The 10,591-nt window shown below is 62.2% G+C and carries 8 protein-coding genes; 1 reads left to right on the top strand and 7 read right to left on the bottom strand.

Translation table 11 applies throughout. The annotated features are described in order from the left end of the window. Window positions 1–2: 2 nt before the first annotated feature. The 7 genes from P3T16_RS05125 to P3T16_RS05095 all read right to left on the bottom strand — a co-directional run bounded on the left by P3T16_RS05125 (window position 3) and on the right by P3T16_RS05095 (window position 8,275). Window positions 3–755 (bottom strand): peptidylprolyl isomerase, encoded by a 753-nt coding sequence (locus P3T16_RS05125; protein ID WP_429341430.1) that lies wholly within the window; start codon window positions 753–755, stop codon window positions 3–5. Between the two features lie 90 nt (window positions 756–845). Continuing rightward, a complete protein-coding gene (locus P3T16_RS05120; protein WP_429341429.1) occupies window positions 846–2,219 on the bottom strand; it encodes an HlyD family efflux transporter periplasmic adaptor subunit in 1,374 nt (457 codons plus the stop codon). Beyond that, on the bottom strand, window positions 2,197–4,695 hold the full coding sequence (locus P3T16_RS05115; protein WP_429341428.1) for an FHA domain-containing protein: 2,499 nt from the start codon (window positions 4,693–4,695) through the stop codon (window positions 2,197–2,199). Before P3T16_RS05115 ends, P3T16_RS05120 begins: the two co-directional genes overlap by 23 nt. A 211-nt stretch (window positions 4,696–4,906) precedes the next feature. Continuing rightward, window positions 4,907–6,328 (bottom strand): efflux transporter outer membrane subunit, encoded by a 1,422-nt coding sequence (locus P3T16_RS05110; RefSeq protein WP_429341715.1) that lies wholly within the window; start codon window positions 6,326–6,328, stop codon window positions 4,907–4,909. Window positions 6,329–6,695: 367 nt separating this feature from the next. After that, window positions 6,696–6,971, bottom strand: a complete 276-nt coding sequence (locus P3T16_RS05105; protein ID WP_429258702.1) for a hypothetical protein — start codon at window positions 6,969–6,971, stop codon at window positions 6,696–6,698. Between the two features lie 393 nt (window positions 6,972–7,364). Beyond that, window positions 7,365–7,796, bottom strand: a complete 432-nt coding sequence (locus tag P3T16_RS05100) for a DUF4399 domain-containing protein (RefSeq protein ID WP_429341427.1) — start codon at window positions 7,794–7,796, stop codon at window positions 7,365–7,367. Between the two features lie 44 nt (window positions 7,797–7,840). Next, window positions 7,841–8,275, bottom strand: coding sequence for a DUF4399 domain-containing protein (locus P3T16_RS05095; RefSeq protein ID WP_429258700.1), 435 nt, complete (start codon window positions 8,273–8,275; stop codon window positions 7,841–7,843). A 355-nt stretch (window positions 8,276–8,630) separates the two neighbouring features. Between P3T16_RS05095 and P3T16_RS05090 the strand changes: the two genes are divergently transcribed. After that, window positions 8,631–10,583, top strand: coding sequence for an SUMF1/EgtB/PvdO family nonheme iron enzyme (locus P3T16_RS05090; protein ID WP_429341426.1), 1,953 nt, complete (start codon window positions 8,631–8,633; stop codon window positions 10,581–10,583). The last annotated feature ends 8 nt before the right edge of the window (window positions 10,584–10,591 follow it).

The following is a 10,591-nucleotide window of genomic DNA, read 5'->3' as shown; positions in this document are numbered from 1 at the left end:
GCCTAGCGGGCCTCGATCACGTGTTCCTGCGACCGCGCAATCAGCCAGCCTTCGCGCAGCAGACGCCGCACTTCAGCGGCGACATCCGCATCGAGCGTCGCAGGATATTTCGCCGTCACCGCGAAAATTTCGTAGCAGGAGCGGTCAGGCGAAGGGAACGGCCCAAGCAGATCGCCTACCTGTGCGTTGAAAATCTTCGCCTCGATATCGGGCTTGAGCGAGCCTCGCAGCACCTTGCCGATCACGCCGCCCGCTTCGCGCGTATCCGCGATCGAGTGTTCACGCGCCATCTCCGCAAAGCTGCCGGGATCGTCGTGCAGATACGAGATCATTTCCTTCGCCTTGCCTTCGCTGTCAAGCACGATGTGGCTTACTTCGATCGCGTCGAACTTCGGAGAATTCAGCGAGAAATATTCTTCGATCGCGGCTTCGTTGCCGACCTGGTCGAGCATCTTCTCCTGATATAGCCCGTCGGTGATGAACGCTTCGAACTCGTCGAGACTCACATTGAGCGCGTCGAGGTACTGGTTCATATCGGTGGCGCGATGCAGGCCGCGCACGCGGCGAAACTGGTCGGCGCGCTGCTGGATTTCGTCGGCCGATACGGTAATGCCCTGCTTCTTCGCCGCATGCACGGTGAGCTTGTCGCGCACGAGCTGTTCGATCAGGCTTTCGAACTGGCCAGTCAGTTTCAGCAACCGAATGAATTCGGCGACGTCCACGACTTCTTCATCGATTCGCACTATCGCGGTCATCTCATCCGCTCCTCAGGTTGGGCCGCGCATCGAACGCACGACCTTCGGTTCTTCTCGGTACTGCGACTTCCCACTTCGATCAGTCCGCGATCAGCCCGCGATCTGCCGGAACGGATCAAGGCCCAGGTCGATCAGCCGACGTTCACGCACGACGATCTCCGCATTCGCCGTCATGCCATAGCGCAATGGATAGCGCGTGTCGGCGATCTGGTAGTAGTTCTTGTCCAGCGTGACGCGGCCTTCGTAGACGGGCTGCTTGTCCACCGCCGAGGGTTTCGTCGCCGGCGAAATGTAGGCGAGCGTGCCGCTGATCAGCCCGTAACGTTGATACGGAAACGCGTTGAATTTCATCTTCACCGGCAGGCCTTCGTGCAGAAACGCGCGATCGTGCTCGGGGATTTCGATCTTCAGCACCTGGCGCGCATCTTTAGGCGCGATGCCACCGAGTGGTGCGTTCGCCTGAATCTTGTCGCCCGGCTGCGTCGATGTGACCTCGGTAATCACACCCGAAGCAGGCGCGAGAATCAGCAGGAAATTGTCCTTGTCGATATTCTCGAAGCGGATGCGCGCGGCGGCGTCGGCCACGAGACGCGCCGTTTGTAGTTGCAACCGCAACTTGTCTTCGGTGGTCGTGATTTCGCGCACCGCGGCGTCGTACTGGATCTGCAGATTGGTGGTTTCCTGCCCGCTCGTTTCGAGTTGCGCATGCGCCTGCGTATATTCGTGGCTCAGGCGGAAGTCCAGTTCAGCGAGTTTCGACTGCGCGACGCGATACGCGTTTTCTGCCGCCAGATAGGCGGTCCGCTTCGATTCGACCTGAAGCTCCGCGATGCCGCCACCACCTGGCTGGGCAAACAGGCGCGAATAGCTGTCCAGCTCCTGGCGCGCCGCATCGCGCGAACGCCGTGCGTTGTCGAGGATGCTGCGCGCTTCGTCGAGTTCGGCTTTCTGGCCTTCGGCCAGCTTCGTGGTGCCTTCGGCCACGCGCGTTTCGTGCTGACGCGCTTCCACGTCGACCTGCTCTTTCAACGCCGCCACCTTACGTTGCATCAGCGCCTTTTTCTCGGGAAACTGCTTCCATTCGCGCTCGGCATCTTCAAGCTTCAGTTGCGCCTGAAGCGCGTTGCTGGCCGCTTCGATGGCCCCTCGCGCATTGAGCCGCGCGAGCACGTCGCCTTTCGAAACGGGCTGACCTTCCGCGATGTAAACGTCGGCGAGTTCGCCATCGATGGGTGCGTAGAAGCGCCGCACGTCCGATTCCGGCGAGAGCGTGCCCGGTGCGCTCACGATCACATCAGCGCGGCCGACGAACGACCAGAGAAGCCCGACGACGACCAGCCCCGCCATCGCCAGAATCAGCGCGCGGGCGAGCTTGACGGGTTCGGCCATCAGGATCGCGATGCCTTCGGCGCTGTGGTCCTCCAGCGCCTCGGACAGCGGCTTAGGGTGACTGTCGCGTTTCACCGCTGTCGCCTCCAATGAGTGCCAGCTTCGACTTCAACAGTTCAGGTTCGAGCACCATGCGCAGTTCCTGCAACGAGCGGCGCTGCATATCCGCTTCGGCGTTGATGTCGGCGACGAGCGCGTCCCAGTCGGACGGATGATCGGCCTTCAGCTGCGTGTAGATGCGCATGCCCTGCTGCGCGAGCGACTGCGCGTCGGAAAGAAGATGCGCCTGGCTGCGAAAGCCACCCGAAATACCCGACTCGAGCCGCTGTGTGCCGCCGATCGCCCCGTTCGCCCGATACTGGCGCCACTCGCCTTGCGCACGGGTCAACAGATCCTGTGCGCGCGCGAGCGCCTTGTCGCGCATCGCGGACACGTCCGCTTCGATCGCATGCATGTACCAGGCGTCTTCCGTCGGATCCAGCGCGGCGTAGAACGACAACAGCCGCTCGTCATAGCCCTTCGTGCCGCGGGATTTCTGCAGATCGGCGAACTGGTCCAGCACAGCCTTCTTGTGCGCCCGCTCAGCTGCCAGTACATCAGACCACGGGCCCGCGGGCATCGCCTGCAAACCGGCCAGCGCCTGCAGCCCGTCGCCGTGCTGCCATGCTGCCGATACCGCATCGTGTCGCTCGATCACATCCGTGGACGGCAGACGGCTCGCCGCAAGCCGCTCGAATTGCGCCTGGAACGGGGGCGTCGTGAAATGCGCGTGCTTGAGCGACGCGAGCAACAGGGTGAGCTTTCGCGCGACTGCGTCGTTCAGCAGTTCGGTGTACTGGCGCAGGTCCTCGCGCACGCGATCGAGACCCGCCAGACGCGGATAGCGCTGCGCATAGTCGTCGAGTACAGGCGGCAGCACGTCGGGTTTGTCGCGCGCGAGCTCGGTGTTGATCGTCGTGTTCAGACGGTCGATGGCCGCCAGATACGCGGAATCGTCGCTTTGCAGCCTGCGCAGATGGCTCAACGCCCGTGCGTAAGGCTCGGCGAACGCGGGCACGTAGGACGCGATCCGGTCGAGCGCACGCTGATGGCTGCGCGCATCGTCTTCCCAACGCTTCAGCAGATCGCTGATTCTGGATTCGTCTGCATAGATGCGAATGGGCGCATCCGGGCCGCCGCGGCCGACCACGAAGCGTTCGAGATCGCCCACCCACTTCAGTTCGCCGACGAGTGACGCGCCGTCCGGATTTGCGGCGCTCAGCGACTTCATGTCGCCGAGCAGTGTGTCCGCGCGATCGAATTCGCGCTTTTGCAGCGCGGCGAGCCAGTCCGGCAGCTTCGCCTTCAGCAATGCCTCGCTGGCGAGCGCCTTCAGATGCGCGTCCGCCGGGTGGCTTTTGACGTCGTCGTTCGCGACGGTCAATGCCTGCTCATAGTCGCCCGACGCGAGCAGATTCTTCAGTTCGCGTTCCGATGCGCCCCTCAAATACAGTGCGACGCCGATGCCCATCACCACGACGACGCCCGCCAGTCCCCACCATGCGGCGCGCCGCGTCGCGAGACGCTCGCCGCCTGAGAACGCGCTCGACAGCTCGGAAGCCAGCACGCGCCAGCGCCGTTGCGCGTGATGCGCGTGCGTGTCGCGCTTCGTGTCGTCGGCGTCCGGTTGCGCCGCTTCGTTGACTTCGTCTTCGCGCAGCCGCGCCTGGTCGACGCAGAAAATGTCGAGGAACGAATGCGCGGCGCCGACGAAGGTGGTTTTGTCAGCGTCGACGTCATCGATCGGCGGGGCTGAAATCATCTGGGTCACGGTCGGCTCGAATTCGGGTGTCTGCTGCAGTTCCACCCGGTAGACGAAGTGATCGCCGCCAAATGCAAGGACGTCGCCCTCCTGCAACGCATGCGCCGACTCGTCAAGCCGCTTGCCGTTGACGAACGTGCCGTTCGTGCTGCCCAGATCCTCGACGTACAGGTCGCCCGCTCTCACGAAAATGTGCGCGTGCCGCCGCGAAATGTAATTGACCTGATGCGGATAGCGCTCCTTGTAGCGCGCAAAGACGTCGTCGGCCTTGCTGATCAGGAACGGGAACGCGCGCACATCGACGGGTAGCAAACCAAGGTCGCCGCGCTCCGGCACGAGCGTGAGGCCGGCAGGCTGCGGCGCCTGCGCTGCGGCAACGATTCGGGCGCGCGGCTCGATGCCGACGCGATAGGACAGCTCGCCGCCGAAACACAGTTCGTCGCCGGCGCGCACGCGGCCCGGCGTCTGCCGCACGTTCTTGCCGTTGAGGGTCGTGCCGTTCTTGCTGTCGAGATCCGCTACATACACGAGGCCATGCTCAGTGAAGATGCGGGCGTGACGGCGTGACAGCCGGGTGAGCAACTCGCGCGGGTAATCGGCAAACGGGGGTTCGCTGCGGCCGATGGCAAACAGGCTGTCGATGATCCGGATCGCGCCGAGCGCCGGATGCGACACGGGCGACAGCACCACATCGAACGCCTGGTCCAGTGTCGTGCGCACCTCGGCAATCTGGGCTTCGCCTGGAGTCATGGTCTGGATCACTAAGCGTTTACCCGCTGCCGCAATTGCGTCAGAGGCGCGCCGCTGGGAAGGGCGGCGGATAAACCGTGTTCGGCCCGACCGCGTAAGCCGCGATCACTTAAAGATTGTAAGTCACGCATGGCGGTAGTCAATTGTCCGGCACGGCGAGATGACAGCGGCGAGCAAACACACACCGCGCGTTGTGCGCCGATCAGCCGGCTCATTGGCCCTTCACCTGCAACTGCACGTCCACACTCGGCCAGCCGCCGCCAAGCGCCTTGTAGAGCAGCACCGTGTCCGACAGAATCTGCTGATGATTGGCAAGCAGGTCCTGCTGCGCCAGCAGCAGCGAGCGCTCGGTCTCGAACACTTCGAGCTGCGACACCACACCTTCCCTCAACTGCGCTTCGATCTGGTCGGCGACGATCTGCAGGCGCGACACCTCCTGTAGCAGTTCGACACGCTGCTGACGGTGCGAGTTGAGATTGACGAGCGCGCTTTCCGTTTCCTGGAACGCGGCCATGACGGTGCTCCGATACTGCTGTTCGGCTACCGTCGTCTGCGCCTGCGTGGTTTTCACGTGCGCCCGCACGCCTGGATCGAGCAGCGGAATGTTGATGCTCGGCATGAAGCCGTACGTGAACGACTTCAGCAGATCGGTCAGCGCGAAGCTGGCGGTGCCGCCATGGCCGGTCAGGCTGATCGTCGGCAACTGCGCGAGCTTGGCCTCGCCGACGAGGTTGTACGCTTCCAGCACGCGGAATTCGGATGCAACCACATCGGGCCGGCGCGACAGCAATTGCGCAGGCAGGCCCGCGGGCACCGGCGGCAACTGCACACGTTGCTGAAGATGGCCCGTGGGCAATCTGAATTCGCCGGCAGGAACGCCCAGCAGCGTCGAGAGCGCGTTATTCGCTACGTCGCGCGAGCGGCGCAGTTCCAGCAGCTCGTTAGTCAGACGATTGATTTCCGCCTGCTGACGCAGCACCTGTGTCTTCGGCACGATACCGTTGCGGCTCATGCCCTCATAGATCGACAGTATCTGCCGGTTGGTGGCGAGTGTCTTCTGCTGCTGTTCGATCTGATCGTCGAACTGCAGGATCTGGAAGTACGTGCTGGATACGTTCGACACCAGTTCCAGATAGCCCGCGCGCCAGTCGGCTTCGGTTGCGTGAAATTCGGCTTTCTGCGCCTGCACGCCCTTTTCCACCTTGCCCCAGATGTCGATGTCCCAGTTCACCTGGGTGCCAAGGTTGTACTGATGGGTAAACGGCTGCCCCGTGATCTTCTGGAAATTCGCGCCTGCGCCGAGGTCCATGGTCGGCAGTGCACCGGCCTGCGCTTCGGCGATCTGCGCGCCGGCCACATCAATGCGCGCAGCCAGTACCTTGATATCGAAGTTGCCGGCGATCGCTTTCGCGATGAGCGTATTCAGGTAGGGGTCCTGGAAAGTCTTCCACCAGTCGGGATCGATCGTATCGGCGGGCGACACGATGGAGCCGGTCTTGTCCGACCACGATGCTTTCGCGGGTGTGTCCGGACGCTTGTAGTCCGGCATGCTGACATCGACGCACGCGGATAGCAGCACGGCGCACAGCGCCACTGCGCTCAATGTCCTGATCGTGGTGGATGCGTTCGTCATCCGGGATGCACGCGTAGCGGCAGGAAGGCGTCCGGCGCCCGCTCCATCGTCCGCTACGTGGCGGTTCGCTGACGCGATGCGCCAGTTGCGACGGACAGGGAAATGAAGCAACGCTGACACGATAGTCTCCGGTGAATCCGGCGGCACAGCATTCGAGCGCGCGTCATCAGGCAAAGCACGTCCTGCACAGCTTCTTTAATCGAAGTGTGGCTGGCGGTCGGCGCGGGGGTAGGTGCGGTGCGGCGATGTTTAAAGAAAGAACGATTGGATGCAGGCTGTTTTTCATGAGGGCCGGCGTGCGCGATGGCGCAGCCGGCTTGTTTCCGCGGAGGCGTCGAGGCCTCCGTGGTGGTCTCCCCGTCACGCTTTACATGTTGACGGTGTTCTTGCTTTCGATATACGGATCCGAATACGTCTTGACGTTGTCAAGGAAAGCCGAGCCGTTGCCGGTAGCGATCTGCGAGCCGAGCTGGTTCTCGTTGAGTTGCTTGACGTTGGCCGTCTTGCTGTAATCGAACGTGATCGGCATGATGTTGACGAAGTTGTTCGACGGGAACGGTGCGAAGCCACCGCGCACGGCGCTCATCTTCTTGCTGTCGAGGTCTTGAGCGTTCGAGAGGTCTTTGATCATCAGCGTTGTCATGATAGGTCTCCAAAGAGGAAAAGGTCAGGTCTTGCGATTGGTTTCGAGCATCTTGTCTGCTCGGGTGTCACTAATGCATGGGCTGTGCCAGGCACGTGATCTTTATCGAAGAAAACCTGCGGAGCCCTGAAAACACTGGGGTGTGCGGCTTGTATCGCTCAGGGCGAACCGCACAGAGGATGAGATGGGCAGGCAGAAGGTGATGGCTCGGGGCAGACAACACACCGGATAGTGTTGGGTGGCTAAAGACATCTGCTTGAGCGCGATGTCTTTAGCGCTGAACCTAAGCAATGCGCCGCAACAAAGGGATGGCCGCAACCCGCCAAAGCAGCGTCATGCCGGGCCTTGTCGCATCACGTCACGTCACGTCGCATCACGTCCCATCACGTCCCATCACTTCGCGATGACTGTGATCTTCTTCGAATACACCGGCGGAGTGTGCGGAATATGCATGTCGTCGCCCATCAGCAGTTGCAGCGTGTGCTTGCCGGGGGTCAGTTCGATCGTCGTCTCCGTCTGGCCCGCACCGAAATGCAGATGATTGCGATCGGATGGAATCTCCTGATCCATCGGCGGCAGATCGGTGTCGATCAGCAGATGGTGGTGGCCGGTATTCGGATACTTGACGCCTTTAGGGGCGACGCCCATATAGCGCAGCCCGAACCACACGCGAAACGGTTTGTTGGCCGGCACAACCTGGCCGTCGTTCGGATAGCCGATATAGGCATACGCGCCGGCGGGCGATGGCGTCATGCCCGCAAAAGCCGATGCGGTCGCAACGGATGTCAGCGCAACGAACGCAGCGACAGCGATGATCTTGTTCATGGATGGTGCTCTCCGTCCTGACAGGCCGAAGCGGCCGCGCGTTCTTACTGCACGATGATGGTGATCTTCTTCGAATACACCGGCGGACTGTGCGGCACGTGGTTGTAGTCGCCGAGCAGCAGCTGCAGCGTGTGCTTGCCCGGCGGCAGTTCAATACGCGCGTCCGTCTCGCCCGCGCCGAAATGCAGGTGATTGCGATCCGATGGGATTTCCTGATCCATCGGCGGCAGGTCGGTGTCGATCAGCAGATGATGGTGCCCGGTGTTCGCGATGTTGACGCCCTTGGGACAAACGCCCATATTGCGCAACCCCATGCGTACCCACAGCTTGCCGCCATGAATCACGGTGCCGTCGGCGGGCCAGATGATGTATTCCTCGGCGCCGGGCGGCGACGGCGTCGAAGCCGCTAGCGCGGGCGCATTCGCGAGGAACAGCGAGGTCAAAGCATACAGCGCACCCAGCTTTATTCTTTTTGGCATTGCGCATTCTCCCGAAGAATTGTCCGGGTCGCCCCTGCTGTGCAAAAAAGAGCCTGCTCACGCGCTCTGGCGAGGCGTGTGCACACGTGCGTGTCGGAACGACCGGTAAAAAACCCCGATCCCTGTTGTCTGCTTTATGGATTAGCTTAGGACGGAACTTGCCAAAAAGATACGCCACTCTCGTTAACGTTCTGACGCGTGAACTGCGTGCTATCGTTGTTTATAACGGCCGGCATACATCAATACGCAGGCGGGGTCGTGCGGAGACACTGCCGCGCCATGCGTGGCAGCGGCCGATACCGGAGCGCCGGTCATCGGAAACCTGAGTTCGGTCCAGAACAAACAGGATTTGAAAATGTGGCGAAAACTCCTGCTCGTATGCGTGGTCGGTACCCTCCAGGCACAATGGATCGACGCTTTCGCCACGACCGGATTTCCACAGGCTACCGCGGCCGTACAGGTCAATTTTCCCGACGAAATCAAGGCTGGTCGCGGCGTGGCGCTGGTCATCGGCAACGGCGCTTATCCCGGTCTGGCGCTAACGAACGCGACCCGCGATGCGAAAAATGTGAGCGACAGGCTCGCCTCGCTCGGCTTCGAGGTGATCACGCGAACCAACGCGACGCCACTCGACATGAAGCTGGCACTGGCCGAATTTGCACGGCGTTTACAGCGTGGCGGGACCGGCGTGTTCTATTTCGCCGGACACGGTTTTCAGGTGGCGAACGACACGATGCTGATGCCGTCGGGCGTCGATGCACGCTTGCCCGCATCGCTGGTGACGGATGGCGTCAACCTGGCCGACGCGCTTGCGGCAATGTCCGCGCCACGTCCGCACAAACTCAATCTTGTCGTTCTGGATACCTGTCTGAACAATCCTTTCGATGCTGCGAATCCGGGCACCACCGCGCTTCCTGCCCTTCCCGTGCAAACACTGATTGCGTACGCGACCGCGCCTGGCGGGTTCGCGGCGGATGGTGTGCACGGCGGCGTCTATACGCATGCGTTGTTGCAGGCGCTGGCCGATACGCCCACACAGGATGCGCGCCTGCTCTTTGCGCGTGTCGCTGCGAACGTTCGTGCGGATACGCACGGCGAACAGCGGCCATGGGTAGCGTCGTCGGTTGAAGGCGGCTTTGCGTTTGCTGCTTCCGCGCGCAACGATGCGGGATCAACACCCTTCGTCACAGCGAACAGTGAAGCCGTCGTCACGCTGCACAGTCGCGGCATTCTGCCGAAAGACAGCAGCGAACAATACGAACTGACGTTCTGGGATTCCATCAAGGACAGCACCTACCCCAGCGATTACGAAGCCTATTTGAAGGCCTATCCAAACGGCCGCTTCGCGACGCTCGCGCACGCACGCATCGAGCGTTTGCGCGCCGCCGCGCCAAAGGCGCAACCCGCGCCCGAAGCCACGCATGCCGCGCCGGCGTCCGCCGTGCCGCCCCTGCCGCCGGAGAAACCGCGCACGATGGCTGCACCCACACCGGCGCCCGCAGCTGCAGCAGCGTCACCTGCCAGGGCGATCACGCCGGCCGCGCCAGCGCCCGCCCCCACGCCTGAAAAGACCATCGGCCGCGTGACCAACAACGGCGAAAGCAAGGACTGCGCGGCCTGCCCGACGATGGTTTCACTGTCGCCGGGCTCGTTCGCGATGGGCAGCAGCACCGACGATCCCTCAGAAAAGCCCGTTCATCACGTGACGATCGAAGCGCCCTTCGCGATCGGCAAATACGAGGTCACGGTCGAGCAATGGAATGCATGTGTCGATGCGAAAGCCTGCCCCGCACTCTCAAGCGACAACAATCCGTCGAAAACCGCGCCGGCGCGCGATCTGAGCTGGGACGACGCGCAGTTGTATGTGAAGTGGCTGGCGAAGACCACGGGCAAACCGTACCGTCTGCCCACCGAGGCGGAGTGGGAATACGCCGACCGTGGTGGCACATCGACGCAATACTGGTGGGGCGACAGGATGAGCAAGGGCATGGCGAACTGCAAGGAGTGCGGCGACCCGTGGCACAAGGAAGGACCGGAGAACGTCGGTACATTCGCGGCAAACCCGTATGGGTTGCACGACATGAACGGCAGCGTCTGGGAATGGGTCAGCGACTGCTGGCATAACTCCTATCAGGGCGCGCCCTCCGATGGCCGCACGTGGGACGCACCCGGCTGCAACATGCGCGTGATCCGCGGCGGGTCGTGGCGCGAAGGCGCGAACTATATGCTCACGTCGACACGCTTCAAGTACAGCGCAAGCGTGCGTCAGTCGCAGGATGGGTTCCGCGTCGCTAAAGATCTCAAGTGAGTGTTGCG

The sequence above is a fragment of the Paraburkholderia sp. GAS42 genome, from assembly GCF_050436565.1.
GTDB lineage: Bacteria > Pseudomonadota > Gammaproteobacteria > Burkholderiales > Burkholderiaceae > Paraburkholderia.
This window is presented reverse-complemented; position numbering and strand designations above follow the sequence as displayed.